The sequence below is a fragment of the Enterococcus sp. AZ191 genome (assembly GCF_051713845.1).
Classification (GTDB): Bacteria; Bacillota; Bacilli; order Lactobacillales; family Enterococcaceae; genus Enterococcus_B; species Enterococcus_B durans.
The window spans coordinates 1,381,158-1,404,750 of sequence record NZ_JBIOQS010000001.1 but is presented as its reverse complement, the minus strand read 5'-3'; the positions used below and the strand labels follow the sequence as shown (position 1 = coordinate 1,404,750).

Genomic DNA, 23,593 nt, shown 5'->3' with positions numbered 1-23,593 from the left:
TCAAACAGTCACCTTTCCAAAGTTCTTGATCATTGAAGCAAAAAATCGTTTTCCATCTTCTGAGCCCAACAATTCTTCCATCGCTCTTTCTGGATGAGGCATCATCCCTAGTACATTTCCCTTTTTATTCGTGATCCCTGCAATATGTGCTACACTGCCATTAATATTTTCAGTAGCATAAGTAAAGGCAATCTGATTGTTTTCTTTCAATTCCTGTAAGGTCTCTTCATCACAAAAATAATTTCCTTCCCCATGTGCTACAGGTAACTGAATGACTTCATCGGCCCCATATTCCGAAGTGAAAGGTGTCTGGTTATTCACTTTTAACGGCACTGACTTACAGATAAAGCGTAAAGAATCATTTCTTCTCAAGACACCTGGAAGTAGGCCTGCTTCCGTCAATATTTGGAACCCGTTACAGGTGCCAAAAACTGGTTTTCCTTCATTTGCAAAACGAATCACTTCTTCCATGATCGATGAAAAACGAGCAATCGCTCCACAACGCAAGTAATCACCATAGGAGAATCCACCAGGAAGTAAAACACCATCAAAACCAGCTAATGAAGTTTCATCATAACGAACGTAATCGGCTTCGACACCCATGATTTCACGTATTGCCCATAACATATCTGCATCACAATTCGATCCAGGAAAGACGACCACAGCAAATCTCATATTAGATTTCCTCCAATTGTTCGATTTCATAACGATACGTTTCCATATTGACATTCGCCAACAATTTGTCACAGATTGCTTCGATCGTTTCTTCAACTGCCTGTTTCTCTGCTGAGACTTGGATCTCGAAGTATTTGCCGATTCGAATCTCTTCTACAGTGTCATACCCTAAACGATGAACGGCATTCTTGACCGCTTCTCCTTGAGGATCTAAAACAGAATCTTTATAGGTGAGATAGACTTTTACAAAATACATGTGCTTTTCTCCTTTTACCCATTATTTTTTTATTGGTTGATTTTTTCTAAGCGATTCAATACTTCTTGATATACAGGGACGATCTCACCGATTTTTCGGCGGTAAACATCTTTGTCCATGTGGGCTTCCGTTTCTAGATCCCAAAGGCGACACGTGTCAGGAGAAATCTCATCTCCTAGAAGAATAGTTCCATCACTGGTTTTGCCAAATTCCAATTTAAAGTCGATCAATTGTAAGCCGATCTGTTTGAACAATGGTACCAAAGCATCATTCACTCGTTTTGCTTGTTCCTTTAATTCAGCAATTTCCGTCATCGTTGCTACCTTCAAAAACAAAACATGTTCATCATTGATAAACGGATCATCTAGTTGATCATTTTTGTAATAAAATTCAACAATGGACTGAGGTAACTTTTGTCCTTCTGGTATCGCCAAACGTTTAGAAAAGCTCCCTGCAGCGACATTACGCACGACTACTTCTAAAGGAATGATATTTAATTTTTTTACTAATTGTTCGTGTTTTGATAGTTGTTTAATAAAATGATTCTCAATACCTTGCTCGTTTAGATAATTGAATATCTTACTTGTGATTTGATTGTTCAGTTCTGCTTTACCAACGATCTCATCTTTCATTGCACCGTTAAGCGCAGTGGCTTGATTGAGATACTCGATCCAAATCACTTCTTCATCACTAGTACGATACATTTTCTTGGCTTTTCCTTCATAGAGCAAATCTCTTTTATCCACAGTTCCATCTCCTTAGTTACTTTACATTCATCAGCAAACCGCTTCTTTTTGTTCGTGTTTTCACTTTTGATTTTAACAAGGCTTGTCAGATCAATCAACAAAAAAATGTACATTTTAACCATTAAAATTGTCTAATGTTCGTGTTTTTATCTTTTAAATCTGATGAAAAATCTTGACAAGCGTTTACACAGATAAAAAATGGTGCTATAGTAGAATTAAATAAACTTGGATACTTTGTTCAAGGAGGTAATTGAATGGAAGAGTCAACCTATGCCAAACGTTTTTTATCTGAATTATCATCAGAAGAGAAAGCCCGTCTGTATAATGACTTGCTCTCAATCAAAGATGTCTATTTATGTAACAAAGATACGAGCTTTTATACCTTCCGTAAAATCCGCCGTGCGGCTAAACGACGAACGGAATGCCGGAAAAGAACGTTTCAGTTCCAAACAAACACGAAGCATCATTTGGTCATCTGCCAAATTCATGAACAAAGACTTTTTAAAAACCATTATCGAATTCAAGTAACCTACGATCAACAAGAATTCACTTATACTTTTATTGAAGAATTATTACAGCTACTTCATACACAACATTTTGCTTATGGAGATCACGCTGTTTACGCGTAGTTTTTGAACCTTGCAGTCATAGATACCAAAAAAAGGTACGACAATCCCTTTGTCGTACCTTTTTTTGGTTATTCTGATAGGTTTGCAACGGTTCTAGTGATCGTTGCACTGCAGTAACTTTTTTCATATTCAACTGTTCGTTGTTTATTCTAATCCTACCCGTTTAAAAATCACATCCACATTTTTCAAATGATGACGATAATCAAACGCGTCATCGATATCTTCTTTCGATAAAACCGAAGTAATGGCTGGATCTTCTTCTAATAACGGACGGAATTGTACCTGGTTGTCCCAAGCATATGCTGTTTTTGGTTGCACCAAGTCATAAGCTTCTTCCCTTGTCATACCCTTGTCGATCAATTTAAGCATGACACGTTGGCTATAGATCAAGCCAAATGTAGCAGACATATTTCGTTTCATATTTTCAGGGAAAACCGTTAGATTTTTAACAATATTCCCAAAACGATTCAACATATAATCCAATAAGATCGTCGTATCAGGTAAAATGATGCGTTCTGCTGAAGAATGTGAGATATCTCTTTCATGCCACAATGACACATTTTCGTACGCCGTGACCATATGACCGCGAATCACTCTCGCCAACCCAGCCATATTCTCTGATCCAATCGGGTTTCGCTTATGAGGCATTGCAGAGGATCCCTTTTGACCTTTAGCGAAAAACTCCTCTACTTCTCGTGTCTCAGATTTTTGCAATCCTCGTATCTCCGTCGCAAAACGCTCGATACTCGTTGCGATCAAGGACATTGTTGCAAAATATTCTGCATGTAGATCCCGTGGTAAAACCTGTGTAGACACTTCTTGTGGGCGAATACCCAACTTGTCACAAACGTATTCTTCGATAAAAGGCGGGATGTTGGCAAACGTACCCACTGCACCAGAGATTTTGCCAGCTTCCACTCCTTTGGCAGCATGTTCAAAACGTTCGATATTTCTCTTCATTTCAGAATACCAAGTAGCCAATTTCAAACCAAAAGTCGTTGGTTCAGCATGTACCCCATGCGTTCTCCCCATCATGACTGTCAACTTATGTTCTTTTGCCTTCTCGCCAATAATTGCTGTAAAACGTTTCAAATCTTCTCTTAAAATATCATTTGCTTGTTTGATCTGATAGCCATAAGCTGTATCGACAACATCTGTACTTGTCAATCCGTAATGGACCCATTTGCTCTCTTCACCTAACGTTTCCGAAACTGCACGTGTGAAGGCCACAACATCATGACGTGTCGATTTTTCGATTTCTAAAATCCGGTCAATATCGAATGAAGCATGTTCTCTGATTTTTTGTACATCTTCTTTAGGGATTTCTCCTAATTCGGCCCAAGCTTCATCAGCTAATATCTCCACTTCAAGCCATGCTTGATATTTATTTTGTTCTGTCCAGATATTGCCCATTTCAGGTCGTGTATACCGTTCTAGCATCAATTATTCTCCTTTAATCCCAAATATTGGTTTTCTTTATTTCATCCAATGTTTGTTGGATATCTTCAGTCAAAATGGTGATATGTCCCATTTTACGTCCTTTTTTCGCTTGTGATTTCCCATAAAAATGAAATTGCCAGTCAGTTTTTTTATCGATGAGATGATAACTTTCAAGCAGTTGTTCTCCTAATACGTTTACCATGACTGCATCGCTGAGCAAACGAACTTTGTCACTCAACGGCCAACCACAAATTCCACGGATATGGGCATCAAACTGACTCATCGAGCAAGCTTCGATGGAGTAATGTCCTGAATTGTGCGGACGTGGTGCTAGTTCATTCACGTATAATCCACCTGATTTCGTCAAAAACAACTCGACACCTAGAACGCCCGACAAGCTCACCGCTTCGGCAATTACTCGAGCGATCCGCTCTGCTTCTTCGATTACTTCACTAGAAACATGAGCTGGTGCAATCGTTTCGTGTAAAATATTGTTACGATGGATATTTTCAACTACTGGAAATGTACTATATTCTCCTTGACCATTCCCTGCTACCATGATCGAGATTTCTTTTTCAAAAGGAATCCATGCTTCCAATACGCAAGTCCCTTCTCTTAACAGATCCATCGCTGGAGCAAGATCTGTACGACTTCTCAATACATATTGTCCTTTTCCATCGTATCCTCCTCGCGTTGTTTTCAATACACAAGGATACCCGATCCCGTCAATTGCATCTTGGATATCCGTTGGGCTAACGATTGTCGCATAAGGAGCGATGACGATGTTGTTTGTTTCCAAAAAGGACTTCTCTAACAGCCGGTCCTGTGTGATAGCCAATAGATCCGTTCCTTGGGGGATAAATGACATTGGTAAAATCGCATTAAGTGCTTCGACACTGACATTCTCGAATTCATAAGTGATAACATCTGTTCTTCTAGCAAGTTCTTCTAGTGCAAACGTGTCATCGTAGGTTCCTTGAATCGTCCAATTTGCCACTTGTGCAGCTGGACAATCAATTACAGGATCAAGAACACCTACTTTAAAGCCCATTTCTTTCGCGCTGATCGCCATCATGCGGCCAAGCTGACCGCCACCGACGATCCCGATCGTTGATCCAGGCAACAAAGGTTTAACCAAGTTGATCACTACTTTCTATAACAGTTTCTGCTAACATTGAGCGTCGTTGCGCTAATTTAGCCTCCAACTTTAAATCATACATTGAAAGCAGTTCTATCGCAAGTAGTCCAGCGTTAATTGCCCCTGCTTTTCCGATTGCCGTCGTTGCAACCGGCACTCCTCCAGGCATCTGAACAATCGATAGTAGCGAATCCAATCCATTCAATGTTCGTGTTTGTACCGGCACACCAATAACTGGTAGTGTCGTTTGAGAAGCCACCATCCCTGGTAGATGAGCAGCACCACCTGCACCCGCAATAATCACTTTGATTCCTCTCGCACGTGCTTCTTTCGCATATTGAAACATCAAATCAGGTGTCCGATGTGCAGACACCACCTTTTTTTCGTAAGGAATCTCGAATTCATCCAAAATGTCACAAGCATTTTTCATCGTCTCCCAATCGGAGGTACTTCCCATAATCACAGAAACCGTTGCACTCATGTCTTTCTCCTCTCTCTTTTACATCCATATTTTAGCAATGAGTTTTTTTGTTGTCAAAGAATTTTCGAATATTATCTAAATGTTTTGCAAAAATGTTCGTTTTTTATCTAAAGTAAAAATATAGAGGAACATTTTTACATATTCCTCTATATTTGATCTTTTCTATTTATTTTTTCTTGTTATCGCTTCTTCCAGTATTTCTTCATCTTTTTTGAACCCATTAAAGATCAAGTTTAAAATAATTGCAGTCACACTACTCATGACGATACCGTTTCCTGTAAACATTTGTACTGTTTCAGGCAACTGACTGAATAAGTTCGGCATGATATTGAAACCTAGGCCAAAACCAATCGAAACCGCGGCAATCAAAAGATTTTTATCATTTGTAAAATCAACTTCTAATAACATACGGATTCCTTGGACAGCAACCATACCGAACATGACAAGCATACCGCCGCCCAATACTGGTTCAGGGATGATCTGTGCCAATGCACCGATTTTAGGAAACAGACCCAAAATGATCAAGAAAAAGGCAGAAAAATAAATCGGTTTTCTCGTTTTTATACCTGAAAGTTGAACTAAACCAACATTTTGAGAAAAACCAGTATAAGGAAATGTATTAAAGATCCCACCCAAAATCACAGCTAGACCTTCTGCACGATATCCTTTTTTCAATTCTTCTTCTCCGACTTTTTTGCCTGTAATATCCCCTAATGCAAAATAAACACCTGTTGATTCAACCATACTGACCATCGAAATGATGATCATCAATAGGATCGACCAAACATCGAAGGTTGGTTTACCAAAGTAAAAAGGTTGCGGAAAATGGAATAATGGTGCTTGACCGATCGCACTCAGATCGATCAATCCCATGAACGCTGCCAAAAGACTGCCACCAACTAACCCGATCAGGACAGCAATCGAACGAATGAAGCCTTTTCCTAACATTTGAACCCCCACGATCAATAAGATGGTCACAAACGCTAATAACAAATTCGTTTTATCGCCAAAGTTTGAGGCAGCTGAATCCCCACCACCCATTTTTTCAATAGCAACAGGAATCAATGTTAGCCCAATAACAGTGATAACTGTTCCAGTAACGATCGGCGGAAATAATTTTTTGATTTTAGAAAAGAAACCGGCAATCAAAACAACGAAGATCCCCGAAGCGATGATTGAACCATAGATGGCACCAACACCTTTACTACTACCAATCAAAATCAAGGGTGCCACTGCTTGGATCGCACATCCTAGCACGACCGGCAAGCCAATACCGAAAAAGCGGTTGACAGTCAATTGTAGCAGTGTGGCTAATCCACACATAAAGATATCGATGGAAATAAGATAAGTCATTTGTTCTTGATTAAACCCTAAGCCTGTACCGATCAACAATGGAACAGCTACAGCACCTGCATACATCGCCAGTAAATGTTGTAAGCCTAGGACAGCGGCTTTGCCATTTTGTGTTTCTTTTTCCACGATTATGCGTCCTCCTCAAGAAATTCGACTTGCCCATTGGATAAAGAAGCAATCCGCGCAAGTGAAACAACTCTTAATCCTATCTCTTCCAATAATTGACGACCATCTTGGAAAGATTTTTCGATGACGATGCCAATACCTTCGACTTCTGCTCCAGCCTGACGACATAATTCGATCAACCCTTTCGCCGCTTGTCCATTCGCCAAAAAGTCATCAATGATCAATACTTTATCCTCTGCAGACAAAAACTTACGAGAAATAGAGATTGTACTGGTTACTTGTTTCGTAAATGAATAAACAGATGCTGTCAGTAATTCTTCATCCATTGTTAAGCTTTTCGCTTTTCTGGCGAAGATCATCGGTACATTCAACTCTTTTGCCGCAAATAAAGCTGGGGCGATACCAGAAGCTTCGATCGTTACTACTTTTGTGATTCCTTTTTCTTTGAATACTTCTGCAAAACACTGTCCCATTTGTTCCATCAATACTGGATCGACTTGGTGTGTGACAAAGCTATCAACTTTTAACACTCCTTCACCCAAAACATGTCCATCTTTTTGAATACGTTCAACTAATTCTTTCACTTTATTTGCTCCTTTTTCATTTATTAATACAAAAATAACCACTTTTCACAGAAAAGTCCAATTATTCCTATTTTCCGCTCGGTTCAGCGTGAATAAAAAACACCCTTTTACTTAACGACAAGTAAAAAAGGGTGTACAAAACACTCTTTTACTTATAGTCCAGTATTTACGGTACTGGCTAGATACTGTCAACCTTATCATGACGATATATAAGTAGAGGATGATCAGAAAAACAATTATAACCAACTACTAGAACGAAGCATACGCTAGCTCTTACATGATCAAACAATCGTTTTTCTGACTTTTATTAGGAAAAATGCCAAAAATAGGCGGATAAATCAAAATAGTTTTTTTCGTAGTCATCCAAGTACTTGAACGACTGTTATGTTTCAAATATTGAAAATACTCTAACATTTGTTTCTGAAACTGACAACCAAGTTTCATCGTTTTTTTCTAAAATCTAATATTTCTAATTTTGAATATCGATTTTGTTCAGGTTTTCTTAAAGATCAAACTAAAAAAATAAAGTCAGAAGCAATAAAGACTGTTTATCCCACTCTTTTTTGTTTCCAACTTTATTTAGGAATGTCAAGATTGATCATTTTTTTCGATTTTTCGATATTTTTCCATTTTCCGACTGAATAGCTCACCATTACTTGGCGGAGTGTACGTAATTGCGTTGGCGCCTGCTTCTATCGTTTCTCTGATACTTTCTTCAGTAGGCCCTCCTGTAGCTATAATAGGCAGCTTTGGGTATCTTTCTCGAAAATATTTGACTGTTTCAGCAGTTTCTTTTCCTGCACTAATGTTAATGATCGTGATTCCTGCTTCAAGCTTCTCATCGATTTCTGTATATTTCGATGTGACCGTACTGATTACAGGAATATCCACCACTTGGCATACTTCTTGGACCGTTTCTAATGGCGTTGGACCATTAAGTACTACCCCGAGGGAACCTTGCGCTTCAGCAAACAGACTCATATAAGAAGACCGCGCACCTTGAGTAAGACCACCGCCCACACCAGAGAATACTGGGATATCTGCTGCTTCAATAATACTTTTAGTAATTGCTGGATGTGGCGTGAATGGATAGACGGCAATGACCGCATTTGCATTTGTATTTCTGACAATTGCTATATCTGTGGTAAAGATGATTGAGCGGATCAATTTCCCAAAAATCTTGATTCCACTTGCTTCCATGATTACTTCGGGTACTTTTACGATATCTTTACGTAATTCTGTCATGATCTCCGGAATAAATTGTTCCGCCATAGTGCCACTTCCTTTTCTCTGTTATTGATCGTACTGATCCAGATGATATGTCTCAATGACTTGAATGATCTTTTGTGCATAGTTCGGGTCCGTCGCATACCCTGCATCTTGCAGTGCTTGTGCGGCTTCACGATAATTCGTTGCTGTAATTACTTTTTCATATAATGCGGGGTTCCAGTCCACGCCATTCACAAAAAGTTGTGTGTGATCATCCATCGATTCCTCCCAAGAATCATATACGCGAAAATCGCCTTGGATCGTGATCCATTCTTCATTCACATATTCTTTGGTTTCCAGATTTACTTTTTTTTGATCCCCGTATGCTTTGATCCCAAAAAGGTTGTGATATTCGCTAGCTAAGGTGCTTTTTCCCCAATTCGATTCAAGGATCGCTTGTCCTAAAATAATGCTAGGCAAGATTCCATAACCGTTTTGTAATTCTTTCGCATGCGGAGCAAGCTGATCAATAAACTGTTGATGGCTTTTTGCTTCAGTTTCTTGTGGTTGATCTGAAAACGGTGTGGACAAACTTCGTAAAGAAAGAACAAAAGCCATCATAATCAATATGCCACCCAAAACAACAGCAATAATACGGACATTTTTACGCTTTTGCTTTTTCCATTTTTTTTTGGCCATCGGATACTCCTATTTTTCTTTCAATTGATCCAAGTACTCTTCCAACGTCAGATCATGCTTCGTGATATATTCCGCACTTTCTTTTCCTACATAACGCAAATGCCATGGCTCATAAGTGATTTTCGTTATATCCTGACGATCTTTTGGATATCGAACGATGAACCCAAACTTCGGCGCATTCTCAGCGATCCATTTCGCACCTGGCTGGTCGCCATAACTTGCGTCTAGCAGTTGAGAAGTATAATTGTTGTACCAATTGTGATCTACTACATCGACAGCCAGGCCCGTATGATGTTCACTATACCCAGGAACTGTGATCGTCTGCTTTGTGATTTTTGTTGCTTCATCTTCAGAAACACCTTTACTACTCATCACTTGCTGTACATTTTGGGAAAAGACAGCTTGTTGAGAAGAAACTGAACGATAAGCAGAGACCATCACTAACGGAAACCCCGCTGCTTCAGCTGCTTTCTCAAGTTCCTCGTAATTTGCTTTGATGCGTTTATCGATCATATACCCATTGTCTAAAGCAGTCAATTGTGTTGCTTCATCAATTTCTTGATCGAGCTTATGATCGGGTCCGACAAGAATCAACTCCCAATCCTCAGCCTTAACATCTGGTAGATTATTTTTTGTTTTCTTAGTTGAAGTACTTATCTTCTTTTCATTACTGGATGAAGTTGTGGTCTGAACTTTCTCCGTTGTTTGTTTTTCAGCTTCTACGGCAGTTGATGTATGTTGCTCACTGACTATGACATACCCCATAGCCCCGATCATGATCACGACCGCTGCAAATCCTAATACTTTATTCAATTAAAAAATCCTTTCATTCTTCTTTTGGTTCTTCCTTTTCATGAACATAAGTTTCTTCTAAATTTTCGTTTACCCAATCCAGGAGTTCCACCTTTTCTCCTTCGATTTGCTTTTGGATATCAGCAGGCAGACGGAAATTCAAGATGTCATCATAACCCCATTCATCATAGTTAATACTTACTTTCAAGTCAAGAAACCGACTGAGATATTGATCATTTTTCAATGGGATCAATTCTACTTTAGCGATCCCTGCTCCTAACCATTTTTGAGCGATCCTCGTTTTGATTTGTTTATATTCTGCTACAGCGGTCGTCCTTTTTTCAGGGAAAATGATCGTCTGACGTAAAATCTTTTGTGTCAGCATCCATTCATAATCTGTAAAGAGATTTTTGATCTTTTGCATAGCTTCAGAAGGAAGATTCTTTTCTCCAGTTTTCCAACCTTGCCACTGCTCCTCGCTAATCAGTAAATAATCATCTAAAAAATTCTTTTCTGTCTCAAATTGTTCGAGTAATACACTAATAATAAGATCAACGTATACTTGATGCACGATAATCTCCTCCTCTAATTTATTTTACTTAAACTTCCTAAAAAAATCACTACTTCTTTATTCTTTCTTACTAAAGTGTTTTGACTGAAAAAACAAAGAGATATTTGCTATAATCAAGTCAGGAAACACAGAGCGCTAAATGATGAGACTCTCTATTAAATATAACACGAGAAGGAGTTTTGAAGTATGAAAAAGTATCAATGGGGCATCGTCGGTCTAGGTTCGATCGCCCATGAATTTGCCAACAGCTTTGAACAAGAAACGAGCGAATTGGCAGCAGTTGCCTCAAGAACATTAGAAAAAGCAGAAGCTTTCGCCAAACGCTACGCTATTCCTAAAGCATATGGCAGTTATGCAGAACTTTTGAATGATGAAGCAATCGATATCATTTATATCGCTGTTCCTAACCGGCAGCATATCGACTATATTTTGCAAGCACTGCATGCAAACAAACACGTCTTGTGCGAAAAAGCAATCACAATGAATAAAGATGAATTAGCGAAAGCCATGAAATTGGCAGAAGAAAAGCAGTTAGTTTTAGCGGAAGCTATGACCATTTTCAATATGCCACTTTATCAGCAATTACGCTCCTTTATCGACTCCCAAAAACTAGGAGCGTTAAAAATGATCCAAGCACCCTTTGGCAGTCACAAAGAACCCGACCCAACCAATCGCTTTTTTAATCCAGAACTTGCTGGTGGAGCTTTGTTAGATATCGGTACCTATGCTGTGTCCTTCGCTCGTTTCTTTTTAAGTTCTCAACCAGAAGTCATCGCATCCAGCATGGTTCCCTTTAAGACTGGCGTCGATGAACAATCTGTCACTCTTTTAAGAAACAAAGAAAATGAAATGGCGACGATCAGTCTTACATTCCAAGCAAAAATGCCGAAAGTTGGGATCGTTGCCTTTGAGAATGGTTACTTAACGATCACCGATTACCCTCGTGCTGATCGTGCAGAAATAACCTATAACGATGGTACCAAAGAATGGATCGAAAGTGGTTATACTGCACAGGCAATGAACTATGAAATTGAAAATATGACTAAAATAATCGCCGATGAGCGCCCTAACAAATCACTTTTCTTAACGAAAGATGTCATCGCTATCCTTGATGACATGCAAAAACTTTGGGAAAAAGAAAAGTAGGCTCTACCACACATTAAAAATATGGACCTCCAGTATCAGTAAACCCAACTGTCGCGTATATCGCTTCTGTTCCACATTGGTTACAACAAAAACTGGAGGTTTTCTTTTTTTTTGCGCGTCTCCATAAATCTTAGAAACATCAAGCTACATTAGTGATCCACCTAGAAATGCACTGTTTCTCCGTCTGTTATCCAGTGATTTCTCTTCTAAAAACTAACTTGTTGCGAAAATTCTGCTTTTAGTTCAATAAAACTCTTAAAAGATTGTAGAAATTGGAATAACTCTGCACGTTCCTCAAATTCTAATCGATCTTTTGGTAATGGCATGTCACGATATAGGTCATACACTGCTTCAATTCGTTCTAGCAACTCTTTCCCATCATTTCTTTCAGAAAAAGTCTCTGCAGTATAGATCAATAAACCATAGATATGTTTACCATATAAATCTGGGCGCTTGATTCTTTGAAGCGTATCCTGCATATCTCTAATCACATTCACTTGCGCACGTCTCATCGAAAAATAAGTCTCATAATATTGTGTCTGTTTCAACCAAAAGTTTTCTTGGTGTGTTCTGGCATCTGTTTGACTGGTACGAATAAAAACAAGCAATTCTTCACAGGCTTTTTCATTCTCTATCTGCTCACCTGAAAGAAGAAACTGAGCCATATTCTTTAAGATCATGCGAAATCTTTCTTCGATCACCAATTGTTTTTCTTGAAGTCTTCGTTTGGTATTCGGCATATAGACATTTGCAAGCAGCGCAAATAAAACGCCAATTGCCATCAATCCTGCTTCGTTGCCGATCAAAGACCAACTCATATTTTGTTCACTTAAATAGTGTGTAACTAATACTGAATTGACAACGATTCCCTCGGTCAATTTAAAATAAACTGTCATAGGTATGAACAACAATAAAAATAACCCAAAACCTAGAATCGTATATCCTAAAACAGAAAAACTAATAAAGGCAACCAATGTAGCAAGAATAAAGGCCGTGATTCGATAGATGCCTGTATATAAAGTCGACCGTTTCGTATTCCCAACACTCAATAATGCAATGATCCCTGCTGAGGGCCAAAACAACAAGGAACAGGCATGGGCAACCGTCATCGACAACATACTGCTCAAAACCGTTTTCACTGTTCGTAATCCAATACGCATAAGTCACCTCTTCCTTTTCTTAGGATTATACTAAAAGCAACAACGAAACACTAGCAATCTTCCCGAAAATTAGTTATTCTATTAAAAAGGAGAAGAAGGAGATCACTTTATGCAATTTGGTCGTTTTCGCCTCGGTATGCGAACCACAAAAACTGCTTTAGCCGTTTTCTTATGTATTTTGTTTTTTCATGTATCTAATCGCGGCCTTCCTATGATCGCCGCTTTGTCTGCTGTTTTCTCATTAAGACAAGATTTGACTACTACAGTTTCCCTTGGCCGTTCACGAATCATCGGCAATACATTAGGAGGACTCTTAGGGATTTTCTATTTTTTTGTCAAAAACTATTTTCACAATGATTTTCTCGTAGAACTTTTTTTCCTTCCTCTTTTAGTTATCGTTGTCATTGTTGTATCTGACGGAATCGATAATAATTCAGGTATCATTTCCGCCATCGCTACGCTACTTTTGATTTCTTTAAGTATTCCGCAAGGTGAATCCTCCTTGTATGCGATTCAGAGAGTCCTAGATACTTTTATCGGAACATTTATTGCAATCGGAATCAATTTCTTCTTGCGCCCGCCAGAAATCGAGAAGAAAGAAGAATTAGCAGAAGACCTTGTTGAACTAAAAAAAAGAGAAGAACGACTGCGTGAGGATCTAGCAAAAGTCGAGGAACAGATCAAGAAACAAAACAATCATCTTGACCAGTAATACATATAAAAAACTAGTGTCTCCCCATCAGATATCCCTAAATATTTCTTTAAAGATAAAGGGAATCTGTCAGATAGAGACACTAGTTTTTTCATTATCCATTAATTCGATGTTATTCTTCTAAGTCTGCTTTTGTATCGTATAGATTAACTTGTTTCATCGTTCCGCGATTGGATAAGTTCTCAATGATGTCTTTGATATCTAACCCAGTCGTTTCTTTTAATGTTTCTTGAGTGGATGATAAAAGATTTGTTGCGTAACTTGTTACTCGATTCGCCCCACTATTTTCTCCAGTACCGCTACTTGTATCCACTACAGAAATCTTTTCGATATTCCCTAAAGGCTGCGCAGCTTCTCGCATCAATTGTGGCAACATTTCGATCACCATACTCAACACAGCAGCTTCTCCATATTCTTTGAAAGCATCTGCAATTTTTTGTTTTGCTTCGGCTTCTGCCTTTCCTTTGGCTAACGTTGCTTCCGCTTCGGCTTGCCCTGCCAATCGTGTTTTATTCGCTTCGGCTTGTGCTAATGCTTCTACTCGGAACTGTTCAGCTTCCGCTTCGGCTACTTCCCTGGCTTTTTGAGCTTGAGCTTCTTGTTCTTTAGCATAACGGTCTGCATCTGCTCTTTTCTTCACTTCTGAATCATATTGCTTTTCACGGCGGATGATTTCTTTTTCTTCTAATTCGATTTGTTTTTGTCTTTCAACGACTTTCACTTGCATTTCTTGTTCAATAACTTGTTGTTGCGCACGTGCGCTTTCCAAATTATAGGCTTGGTCTGCTTTGGCCTTAGCTATATCTTGTTCTTGTTTGTAAGTAGCAAGTTTCAGTTCTTTTTCTTTCAACGCTTCAGCGATTTCAGTTTGTCGTTGTAATTCAGCAGCTTGTGATTCTTTTTCTGCTTCAGCTTTTTTGATACGCGTTTCTTTAAACGCTTCGGCTTCGGCAATATCTGCATCACGCTTCACTTGAGCGATTCTTGGTTTCCCTAAAGAATCTAAGTATCCATTTTTGTCTCGTACTTCTTTGATTGTGAAGGAAACGATGATCAGCCCCATTTTTGCTAGATCCACTGAGGCGACTTCTTGAACACTTTGACTAAATTTATCACGATTTTGATAGATCTCTTCCACAGTCATTGAACCTAAGATAGAACGCAGATGTCCTTCTAATACTTCTCGTGCTTCATTTTCTAGTTCTTCTTTTGTTTTGCCTAAAAACTGTTCAGCAGCAGTAGCGATTTCTTCTACAGATGAACCGATTTTGATGATCGAAGTCCCATCACACATCACAGGGACCCCTTGTTCCGTGTAGACTTCTGGCGTGGATACATCCAGTTTACTAGAAAGCAAACTGATGCGGTTCGAACGCTGAAACACAGGTAAAACAAATGCTCCTCCGCCTCGTACGATCTTGATCTTATTGTTGCTGTCATCGGTATGAACATTTTTACTTCCTAAGTAACTACCGCTGATGATCAGTGCTTCATCTGGTTTAGCTGTTTGGTATTTTGCGACAAAAACAATCAACAACATCAATAACACTAACACTGCAACACCTATTACTACAAAAATCTCTGGTACTACCATTCAATACACTTCCTTTACATTTTTAACATCTCTTCATAAGGCGTGACGTAACAGACCCTATCTTTCACTTCAATAATAAGTACTCGTTCGCCACGTTCAGCAGGTGAATCTTGTGGTGCATAAAAACAAGCAGGTCGGCTGATCGAACCAGTGACACTTTTTAGGCTGATCTCACCCATTCCTTTTACCGGTATCGGTGTGACCACCTCAGCCATTTGCCCTTCCAATGTCTTTTCGGACGCAGATAAGGTTGATTCAGCGTTCTTCATCGGCATCAGCACGTAAAAATTAAGCAAAAAAACTAAAGCGGTTGCAATAACGCCACTAATAATAAGTATTAGTACGGAATGCAACAGTGTTAAACGTTCTCCTAAAAAACCAAACAAACTAGTAAACGTTAACCAAGGAACGATAAGCATCGGGTCGATTGGCCCATCAAAATCAAATATATCTCCAAAAACGACTAGAATAATTGCTATTCCAGCGCACACCAACAAGGTATACCAATAGATAACTTCTAGTGACACTCCCCCTATCATTTTATCGCCTCCTTCATCTTCTACGTCTATCATACCAATAGAAGAATTTCCTGTATAGCTTCTTTCGCAAATAACATCGATTTATTTGTTCTTCTTTGCCTGCATTTGATTATCGTTTATACTAATAATCGAGGTGAAAAAATGAAAAACTTAACTAAACTGTGGGGAACATTGGTCACCCTACTGATTGTTGGCGCAGCCAGCTGGTATGGACTTGTTCCATCCACTCACGATACTTCGCAAAATCAAGTATCTGAGAATACGAAAATCACGGATAGTTCAATTGGACACCGAACTTCTGCATTACCCACTAAAGCAGACATAAAACCCGTGGGAACCAACAGTGGGCCTCAAGAATCAGGTCCTGCCACTTTTACCAACAGCGAGCTAAAGGATACGTCAGAAGGCTGGATCAGCTACGATCCGCTTGATCATTTGAAACGACCAACTGGCGCAGAAGCTTTATTGAAAAAGGCAATGATCAATACTGGAACCAGTGCTAATCGAAAAATACGCCCACCTGGTTTCATCTCTGGTCCAAAATACGATCATTCCCGTGGTCATTTGATCGCAAAACAATTTGGTGGTAGCGGTGATGACCCTAAAAATCTGGTCACTTTATATCAGTATCCTGTAAATGATCCATATATGAACTATTATGAATTAAAAATTCGTCATGCTTTGAATAAAGGTGAAACGATCCGCTACCGTGTGATTCCTCAATATTCAGGACAAGAATTGATCCCTGAAATCATCATTTTAGAGGCAAAAGGACTGGCTTCTAACACAACAATCGATTTCAAAGTAGTTATCCCAAATAAAAAGTAGGTGTTTATTCTGTTTGAGCAGTTATCCAAAAAAAAATATTCCCTTGACGAGACACTCGAATGGTTAAGAAAAAAACAAATCGATGCTTTCGAAGAATTAGTGTTCTTCCCCCCACTACCGCATTTAAAAAATAGTATCTTTTCAACAATGGCTGACCAATCTTCAGATACCCTATTTTTCGAGCAACTATTCACTAACTATCGGTTGGTGGCTCGAACGATCGATGGCGATCATTTATTTGCGAATGAAGAACAAGTATTGTTGCTTCCACGTTCTCATTTTCCAGATGAGATTCTTCACTTTCATGATAGTTTCACCTATCTACTAATTAAATACGCAAACTCTACTCAATCGATCACTTGTTTTTTCTCTAAATAAAATCATTTGATCGATTCGTCAGTACAAAGGAGTACTACTTCAAATAAACCAAAATCGAGCCTGGGACAAATCTAAAAATCAGATTTGCTACAAACTCGCGAATAACCGGCGTCTGAATGTCAAGTTTTTCGGAAATTTCAAAAAAAAAAAAACGAACAATACAAAAAACGTATTGTTCGTTTTTTTCAATTTCTCAAACCTGAACGACTTTTGTCTCGACCTCTTTTTTGATTACTCTTCTTATTGTACTTGCAAGGCCGGTAGCTCATTTTTACTCAATTTCCTCAAGTAGGGAACAAGCATGATTACACCAGCAATAAACGCGATACCTTCTGTAATCGTCATTGACCAGATCAAACCATGCAAGCCGTAAAAGTGATGTAATAGCAAAACAACTGGAATAAAGAAAGTTCCTTGGATCGTTGACATCACTACTGTCTGAAATCCATAACCAGAGGCCTGGAAGATGCCCGTAAATAGACCTGAGAAGCCGTTGAACACTGAAGAGACCAATTGTGCAGCCAGGATTGCCAATCCTACTTGGATGACACCTGGATCACTAGTAAATAACTCCAATACAGGCACTCGGAATAGGTAAACAATGAGCGCAAAGAAAATGGAGATACCTCCGATCCACAATGAAACTTCTTTCAACGATTCTTTTAAACGTTTTGTATCATGGGCAGAAAAACTGTAGGCAAATAGCGGCATTGCTCCTAGGAATAAACCCATTGTCAAGAATTCTGGCAACTGAGTGATACGAACAGCAATACCAAAACTGGCAACAACATTGTCACCATATTCAACAGAGAAATTATTCAATAATAAAGTTGTAACGATCATAAACGCCGATTTAAACAATTCAGAGATACCAATTTTATAGACTTCTAACCGATCTTTGAATGAAAGTCTAAAATGCTTTAAAAAACCTTGCAATGATTCACTTTTATTCTCCAAAAACCAAATATAATAAATTGTAGAGGCAAGATTTGCGATCACGATCGATATCCCTGCACCGATTACATGGAGGTTAAAGATTAAAATCAGCAAGGCATCTAATATGATACTGACCGCAACACTAATGAACATACCGTACATTGATTCTTTCGAAGCCCCTTCTGAACGAACCAATTGTTCTAAGGCAAAGTTCAAGATAAAAGCCCCGCCACCAACAAATAAAATTGTGATATATTGTTTAGTATAAAGCATAGTTTGACCATCCGAACCTAGTACATGAACAATGGGATTCATAAAAATAATCGCTACGATACCGATGATAATCCCCAAAATGATACTTGCGTAGAAAGAATAGCCAGCAACTTTCTTCCCTTTTTGGGTATCCCCATTACCTAGCAACCGTGTGATAAAGCTGCCTCCACCGACTCCAAACATATTTCCAACAGCCATTAAAATAATCGTGATAGGCATCGCTAAGGTAATTGCGGACATCATATTCGTATCGTGGATCAAACCAATGAAGTACGCATTGATCAAATTGTAAATCGTTGTCGCTGAGATCCCGACCATCATTGGAATCGATAAATGAGCAATAGCTTTGCGAATCGGACTTTCTTTTAAATAGCAAATATTTGATTCATTCACTTCAAATTCTTCCATGGTAATTCCTTCTTTTGTTAGATTTTTAAATGTTAGATTTCTAACTATTTTGCTACAAGCAGGTAAACACTGCTTGTTGATTAGAGGCTGCGATCGATTTTTCTTAACAACTCCGTCAATTGTTGGACTTCTTTTTCATTCAGCGCATGGACCAATTCTTCCTCAGCTGCATAAAAGGCTTCATTTGTTTCATCAACTAACGCTTTTCCTTTTGGTAGAACATAGATATTTTTTTGTCGCTCGTTATCTACAGGAATGCGTCGCTCGATATACCCTTTTTTCTCTAACCCTTGTAACATACTCGTGATACTTGCTCCACGACGTTGAAATACTTCTGCTAAGTCCTTTTGAATTAAACCCTTGTCTTCATTTTGCGCAATATAAGAGATCATTCGCCCTTGTTGCGGACTAATATCCATATCCTTGACACGTTGCTCCATCGATTCGCGAGATTTGTTCATGATTGACCGTAGTAAATTGGAAACGACCATTTTATCCAAAATGAATCCCCCTTTTCAAAATAATTAGATACCTAACTATTCGAAATGAATATACACGCATCATACAAAATTGTCAACAAAATAATTACATTTCTAATCATTAGATATCTAACAATGAAGAAAATACTTAGAGCCAATAGTTCTTCTCTAAAAAAAACGGGGCAATAATCAAATTGTCTTTTGATCATCGCCCCACTTTTTATCATACTGAAACGCCTTCTACGACCCAGCCGAGGTTGGGACAGAAGTGTTTAACTCCGAGAAATAAGAAGAAATTCACGAAAATTGCTTTTCAAATTTTTGTGAATTTCGGCTTATTTCCGAAGGAGTTACTTCTGCTCCCACCGTTTATTCGGAGTTAGAGTCTGTGGCAAAACTGATTTTTAGTTTTGTCCCACGCTCACATTTTTTATTTATAGTCCTTGAATTGGAGTCTACTTTATTTCTCCAATCGGTTATGCTCTACTTTATTTTGCTGTTAACTGTTCCATTCAGCTTAAGCGATAGGAATCTAAGCGTGGAAACGTTCTACACCATCTAAATATGTGGCATCTAACGTCATATCAGGATTCAATACGATAAAGTCAGCATCGCGTCCTTTAGCAATTTTTCCGCAAGTATCATCGATCTTACAGCTGATAGCTGGAACTAAGCTTGCCATCATCACTGCTTGTTCTGGTGTAGCTAATCCCCAGTCAACGACATTTTTGATTGCTTCTTTTAATTTTAAAATACTTCCGGCAAGGTTACCAGACTCTAAACGTGCTGTACCTTCTTTTACTACTACAGGAAATTCGCCTAGGTTGTAGTTTCCATCTGGCATCCCACCAGCCATCATACAGTCAGTGATCAATGCCACATGATCATGGCCAGCTTTTTCGATTAGGATTTGTGCAGCATTTGGATGGACATGATGCCCGTCACAAATCAATTCTGAGAAAACATGTTCAAGTGACAATAATGCCCCAACCATACCAGGTTCACGATGATTCAACCCACGCATACCGTTATAAGCATGAACAAAGACACTTGCACCAGCTTCAACTGCTTTTTGTGCTTCGTCAAGCGTTGCATTACTGTGACCTAAAGAAACAACCACGCCTTCTTCAGTTACTTGTTTAACAAACTCTTCTACACCATTACGTTCAGGAGCTAATGCGATCTTTTTGATCAAACCGCCAGAAGCTTCTTGCCATTCATGGAAAGTATTCAAATCTGGGTCACCAAAGTAACTTGGATTTTGCGCACCCTTATGTTCCTCTGTAAAGAAAGGTCCTTCAAAATAAATACCCTTGATTTTTGCTCCTGGAGCTTCTTGATGCATCTTACCGATCGTTTCCGCAACGTCACGTAAGCGTTCTTTGCTTGATGTTAACGTTGTTGGCAAGAATGATGTAACACCACAAGACAACAGGCCTTCAGACATCGCTTTCACGCCTTCTGCATCGTTATCCATCACATCATGGTTCATATAACCATGGATATGTGTATCCACTAAACCAGGTGCGATCCATTTTCCGCTTTGGTCGATGATATTGACTTCTCCCTCTGGTGTTTTTTGTGAATAATCTCCAAAAAGTCCATCAGTGATTTCAAGATAACCTGCATTTTTGACACCAGATGCCAAAAAGAATTTGTCTGCATAGATAAATGTTCTCATTCTACTCTCTCCTTTGATTTGCTACCTTTAAGGTACTCTTATTTCAGAGAGAAGTCAATAATGGTCTAAACCATTTATAAACTTTTTGAGATTTTTTTCACCGCTTGCGCTAATTCCTCATAGAACAATGCCTTATTTATTTCTCCTTTGTTTTTAAAAATCAAACTTTTCAAAATAAATAGATCGTTCAAGTAGTAATAACTGTTCTTTTCTTGCGCCCATCTGATTCCCTGATTCACCTGTTCTAAGGCAGCCTCGATTTCTCCTTGATGCAATAAAAAGCTTCCATAGTTATAAAAAATCTGCGTAAATTCGCTTTTTGTTCGATCCTGGATCGATTCATGGAACAATTGGATGCTGCGGCTCAGATAATACCTTGCTTCACCACTTTTTCCAGCTACACCGTAAATTTTTCCAATGCAACTGATCAATTGGATCTCTACATCTGACACTTGGATACGATCTTTTTGGCTTGAATAAGTTAACGCTTCTTTTAAATAATTAAGTGCTTGAGTAATATTTTTTCGAAGAGTGAACTCACACACACCTAAATAATAGTAATATTTCTGATAATCTGCTGCATCATAGAGATTTTCGATCATCATTGAAGATTTGATCACTTGTTCTAATTTTCGATAATCTCGCTGCTGGAAGTACAAATCTGTTAATTCGAATTGCTTCAAGGAAGAACGAACTTTTCCCTTTGATAAATTCATGACATGATCGATCGTTACCCCTAGTCGCTGGCAGATTTGTGCCATTACAACAACATTTGGCAATTCTTCGTTATTTTCGATTCTGCTCAAAACGCTTTGTGAACAGATATCTTGCGAAAGCATCTTTTGTGTCATTTTCTGTTCTTTTCGAATTTCTTTTATGATTGTACCAAAGGAATCGACTAACGTTTCCATAAGTATCCTCCTCAAAATATGCATATTCGCATTATACAAGTATTTTACTTTACGACTGATGAAACATCAAGAAAAGACCCATTATAATATTTTAGTCTTCGCTAGTTTCTACTCCTCACTCTATTAGCCTTCACACCAAAAAGAGCCTAAACCTTTGCGTTTGGCTCTTTTCAGGTAAACACTTTGCTTTGAATTTTATTGTTGTCGATAGGTTGATAAAAATTCACGCATTTTAACAGCGGTTGTTTTTAAATCATCCATTTTTGGTAGATAAACGATTCTAAAATGGTCAGGCTGAGGCCAATTGAATCCTCCACCGTGAACAAGTAAAATATGGTGTTCATGGAGAAAGTCTAGTACAAATTTTTCATCATCGAAAATATTGAACCGTTTTGTATCGATTTTTGGAAAGATATAAAATGCTGCTTTAGGTTTTACTGCTGAAAGCCCTGGAATATCATTGATTGCATTGTAGATATATTCTCTTTGTTCATAGATTCGACCACCCGGCAGAAGTAATTCATCCACACTCTGGTACCCACCTAATGCGGTCTGGATGATTTGTTGCGAAAGGACATTCGAACAAAGACGCATCGAAGAAAGCATGTTTAGTCCTTCTATATAGCCTTGTACATTTGATTTGTCGCCACTTAACACCATCCAGCCAACGCGAAATCCTGCCACTCGATGTGATTTAGACAACCCATTTAAGGTAACGACAAAAAGATCAGGTGCAAGGGTCGCAATTGGGATATGTTCCCTACCATCCATAACGAGACGATCATAGATCTCATCTGAATAAATGATCAAATTGTTTTGTCTTGCTACTTCTACGATTTCTTCTAAAAGTTCTTTTGGATAGAGCGCCCCAGTCGGATTGTTAGGATTGATGATGACGATTGCTTTCGTCCGACTTGTCACTTTCGCTTTGATATCTGCAATATCTGGATACCATTCTGCTTCTTCATCGCAAATATAATGAACAGGATTACCACCTGCCAAAGAAACAGAGGCTGTCCACAAAGGGTAATCTGGCATTGGAACTAAGACTTCATCTCCATTATCCAACAACCCTTGCATACACATAGTGATCAATTCACTGACACCATTTCCAGTATAAATATCGTTAATAGTCACATTAGGGAATTTCTTGACTTGACAATATTGTTGAATTGCCTTTCTTGCCGAAAAGATCCCTTTCGAATCAGAATAACCTTCTGACTCGCGGGCGTTCATAATCAGATCACGAATGACTTCATTTGGTGCTTCAAAGCCAAAGGGAGCTGGATTCCCAGTATTTAATTTTAAGATGCTGACCCCTTCTTCTTGCATACGTTCTGCTTCTTCCAGAACCGGGCCACGTACATCGTAACTGACACCTTCTAGTTTATTGGATTTTTCAAATTTTCTCATAACGCTATCCAATCCCTCTTTTCAAAAAAAGTTAGAAATTTCTGATTTTTTATTGTTTACATATTTATTCCAATATCATACTCTATTCTTTCCAAATTTGCTATATTTTTCATAAAACCAAAATAAAATTTGTTTTTTATTTAAAATTTTTATTGTCATTTTCTTTTGTTTTAGCGATATTTATCCCATAAATTTGCTAACCAATCCATCGCGATGCCAATGATGATTCCAAGTACGATACCAAACATCAGATTTTCGAAAATCATCCCAATTGGAATCCCGATAAGCATCCCCAATAAAGCAAATTCACCATCGTATTTCTTCATGTTTCTACTCCTTTTTCAGCTTGACATTTAACTCATTTCTCGCTATCATTAATTGTTGTTTCCATTATAACGTAGGCATGCTTTTTATTGGTAAGACTATAATTTTTAGA

Annotated in this window: 26 protein-coding genes and 1 riboswitch; of the genes, 5 read left to right on the top strand and 21 right to left on the bottom strand. The window is 38.5% G+C overall.

Going from position 1 to position 23,593, the window contains the following annotated elements; all coding sequences use genetic code 11:
• The 3 genes from purQ to purC are packed head-to-tail and all read right to left on the bottom strand — an operon-like array spanning nt 1 to nt 1,677.
• Nucleotides 1-675: a phosphoribosylformylglycinamidine synthase subunit PurQ gene (gene purQ / locus IGI47_RS06810; RefSeq protein ID WP_311929862.1), complete on the bottom strand. Its 675-nt coding sequence runs from the start codon at nt 673-675 to the stop codon at nt 1-3.
• Nucleotide 676: 1 nt separating this feature from the next.
• A complete protein-coding gene (gene purS / locus IGI47_RS06805) occupies nt 677-931 on the bottom strand; it encodes a phosphoribosylformylglycinamidine synthase subunit PurS (RefSeq protein WP_438783730.1) in 255 nt (84 codons plus the stop codon).
• Nucleotides 932-960: 29 nt separating this feature from the next.
• Nucleotides 961-1,677, bottom strand: coding sequence for a phosphoribosylaminoimidazolesuccinocarboxamide synthase (gene purC, locus IGI47_RS06800; protein ID WP_438783729.1), 717 nt, complete (start codon nt 1,675-1,677; stop codon nt 961-963).
• A 254-nt stretch (nt 1,678-1,931) separates the two neighbouring features.
• On the opposite strand from purC, the gene IGI47_RS06795 reads away from it, so the two are divergent.
• Complete coding sequence (locus tag IGI47_RS06795; RefSeq protein ID WP_311929860.1) at nt 1,932-2,306, top strand: hypothetical protein; 375 nt, start codon at nt 1,932-1,934, stop codon at nt 2,304-2,306.
• Nucleotides 2,307-2,450: 144 nt separating this feature from the next.
• Here IGI47_RS06795 and purB read toward each other — a convergent pair whose 3' ends face one another.
• The 9 genes from purB to IGI47_RS06750 form a co-directional block, all read right to left on the bottom strand.
• The gene (gene purB / locus IGI47_RS06790) at nt 2,451-3,746 is read right to left on the bottom strand and encodes an adenylosuccinate lyase (protein ID WP_005876456.1); all 1,296 of its coding nucleotides are present in this window, start codon (nt 3,744-3,746) and stop codon (nt 2,451-2,453) included.
• A gap of 13 nt (nt 3,747-3,759) precedes the next feature.
• The gene (purK, locus tag IGI47_RS06785) at nt 3,760-4,884 is read right to left on the bottom strand and encodes a 5-(carboxyamino)imidazole ribonucleotide synthase (RefSeq protein ID WP_311929859.1); all 1,125 of its coding nucleotides are present in this window, start codon (nt 4,882-4,884) and stop codon (nt 3,760-3,762) included.
• On the bottom strand, nt 4,877-5,365 hold the full coding sequence (gene purE / locus IGI47_RS06780) for a 5-(carboxyamino)imidazole ribonucleotide mutase (RefSeq protein WP_311929858.1): 489 nt from the start codon (nt 5,363-5,365) through the stop codon (nt 4,877-4,879). Before purE ends, purK begins: the two co-directional genes overlap by 8 nt.
• 162 nt (nt 5,366-5,527) lie before the next feature.
• Entirely contained in the window at nt 5,528-6,844 is a 1,317-nt protein-coding gene (locus IGI47_RS06775) for a nucleobase:cation symporter-2 family protein (RefSeq protein WP_311929857.1), read from the bottom strand.
• Between the two features lie 2 nt (nt 6,845-6,846).
• Nucleotides 6,847-7,428: a xanthine phosphoribosyltransferase gene (locus IGI47_RS06770; protein ID WP_438783727.1), complete on the bottom strand. Its 582-nt coding sequence runs from the start codon at nt 7,426-7,428 to the stop codon at nt 6,847-6,849.
• Between the two features lie 135 nt (nt 7,429-7,563).
• Nucleotides 7,564-7,661: riboswitch (purine riboswitch) on the bottom strand.
• A gap of 355 nt (nt 7,662-8,016) precedes the next feature.
• Nucleotides 8,017-8,700: a hypothetical protein gene (locus tag IGI47_RS06765; protein WP_005876447.1), complete on the bottom strand. Its 684-nt coding sequence runs from the start codon at nt 8,698-8,700 to the stop codon at nt 8,017-8,019.
• Nucleotides 8,701-8,721: 21 nt separating this feature from the next.
• The gene (locus tag IGI47_RS06760; RefSeq protein WP_438783725.1) at nt 8,722-9,336 is read right to left on the bottom strand and encodes a glycoside hydrolase family 73 protein; all 615 of its coding nucleotides are present in this window, start codon (nt 9,334-9,336) and stop codon (nt 8,722-8,724) included.
• Nucleotides 9,337-9,345: 9 nt separating this feature from the next.
• Nucleotides 9,346-10,149, bottom strand: coding sequence for a M15 family metallopeptidase (locus tag IGI47_RS06755; protein WP_311929854.1), 804 nt, complete (start codon nt 10,147-10,149; stop codon nt 9,346-9,348).
• A gap of 13 nt (nt 10,150-10,162) precedes the next feature.
• Complete coding sequence (locus IGI47_RS06750) at nt 10,163-10,699, bottom strand: hypothetical protein (protein WP_005876441.1); 537 nt, start codon at nt 10,697-10,699, stop codon at nt 10,163-10,165.
• Nucleotides 10,700-10,885: 186 nt separating this feature from the next.
• Between IGI47_RS06750 and IGI47_RS06745 the strand changes: the two genes are divergently transcribed.
• Nucleotides 10,886-11,845, top strand: coding sequence for a Gfo/Idh/MocA family protein (locus IGI47_RS06745; protein WP_438783724.1), 960 nt, complete (start codon nt 10,886-10,888; stop codon nt 11,843-11,845).
• A 206-nt stretch (nt 11,846-12,051) separates the two neighbouring features.
• On the opposite strand, the gene IGI47_RS06740 is transcribed toward IGI47_RS06745, so the two are convergent.
• Complete coding sequence (locus IGI47_RS06740; RefSeq protein ID WP_438783723.1) at nt 12,052-13,005, bottom strand: aromatic acid exporter family protein; 954 nt, start codon at nt 13,003-13,005, stop codon at nt 12,052-12,054.
• A gap of 109 nt (nt 13,006-13,114) precedes the next feature.
• On the opposite strand from IGI47_RS06740, the gene IGI47_RS06735 reads away from it, so the two are divergent.
• Nucleotides 13,115-13,717, top strand: coding sequence for an FUSC family protein (locus IGI47_RS06735; RefSeq protein ID WP_438783722.1), 603 nt, complete (start codon nt 13,115-13,117; stop codon nt 13,715-13,717).
• A 112-nt stretch (nt 13,718-13,829) separates the two neighbouring features.
• On the opposite strand, the gene IGI47_RS06730 is transcribed toward IGI47_RS06735, so the two are convergent.
• On the bottom strand, nt 13,830-15,311 hold the full coding sequence (locus IGI47_RS06730; RefSeq protein WP_438783721.1) for a flotillin family protein: 1,482 nt from the start codon (nt 15,309-15,311) through the stop codon (nt 13,830-13,832).
• Nucleotides 15,312-15,325: 14 nt separating this feature from the next.
• Complete coding sequence (locus IGI47_RS06725; protein WP_438783719.1) at nt 15,326-15,850, bottom strand: hypothetical protein; 525 nt, start codon at nt 15,848-15,850, stop codon at nt 15,326-15,328.
• Nucleotides 15,851-15,991: 141 nt separating this feature from the next.
• Here IGI47_RS06725 and IGI47_RS06720 point away from each other — a divergent pair, with 141 nt between their 5' ends.
• Nucleotides 15,992-16,678 (top strand): DNA/RNA non-specific endonuclease, encoded by a 687-nt coding sequence (locus tag IGI47_RS06720; RefSeq protein ID WP_311929847.1) that lies wholly within the window; start codon nt 15,992-15,994, stop codon nt 16,676-16,678.
• Nucleotides 16,679-17,056, top strand: a complete 378-nt coding sequence (locus IGI47_RS06715; protein WP_311929846.1) for a hypothetical protein — start codon at nt 16,679-16,681, stop codon at nt 17,054-17,056. It abuts the gene before it with no gap.
• 240 nt (nt 17,057-17,296) lie between these two features.
• Here the strand turns inward: IGI47_RS06715 and IGI47_RS06710 are convergent, their stop codons facing one another.
• The 6 genes from IGI47_RS06710 to IGI47_RS06685 all read right to left on the bottom strand — a co-directional run bounded on the left by IGI47_RS06710 (nt 17,297) and on the right by IGI47_RS06685 (nt 23,483).
• A complete protein-coding gene (locus IGI47_RS06710) occupies nt 17,297-18,673 on the bottom strand; it encodes an MATE family efflux transporter (RefSeq protein WP_438783718.1) in 1,377 nt (458 codons plus the stop codon).
• Nucleotides 18,674-18,753: 80 nt separating this feature from the next.
• Nucleotides 18,754-19,173 (bottom strand): MarR family winged helix-turn-helix transcriptional regulator, encoded by a 420-nt coding sequence (locus IGI47_RS06705; RefSeq protein ID WP_438783717.1) that lies wholly within the window; start codon nt 19,171-19,173, stop codon nt 18,754-18,756.
• A gap of 511 nt (nt 19,174-19,684) precedes the next feature.
• The gene (gene nagA / locus IGI47_RS06700; protein ID WP_311929841.1) at nt 19,685-20,833 is read right to left on the bottom strand and encodes an N-acetylglucosamine-6-phosphate deacetylase; all 1,149 of its coding nucleotides are present in this window, start codon (nt 20,831-20,833) and stop codon (nt 19,685-19,687) included.
• A 74-nt stretch (nt 20,834-20,907) separates the two neighbouring features.
• The gene (locus IGI47_RS06695; RefSeq protein ID WP_438783716.1) at nt 20,908-21,744 is read right to left on the bottom strand and encodes a helix-turn-helix domain-containing protein; all 837 of its coding nucleotides are present in this window, start codon (nt 21,742-21,744) and stop codon (nt 20,908-20,910) included.
• Between the two features lie 195 nt (nt 21,745-21,939).
• The gene (locus tag IGI47_RS06690) at nt 21,940-23,157 is read right to left on the bottom strand and encodes a pyridoxal phosphate-dependent aminotransferase (protein WP_005876395.1); all 1,218 of its coding nucleotides are present in this window, start codon (nt 23,155-23,157) and stop codon (nt 21,940-21,942) included.
• A gap of 170 nt (nt 23,158-23,327) precedes the next feature.
• A complete protein-coding gene (locus IGI47_RS06685; RefSeq protein ID WP_167592120.1) occupies nt 23,328-23,483 on the bottom strand; it encodes a hypothetical protein in 156 nt (51 codons plus the stop codon).
• Between the last annotated feature and the right edge of the window lie 110 nt (nt 23,484-23,593).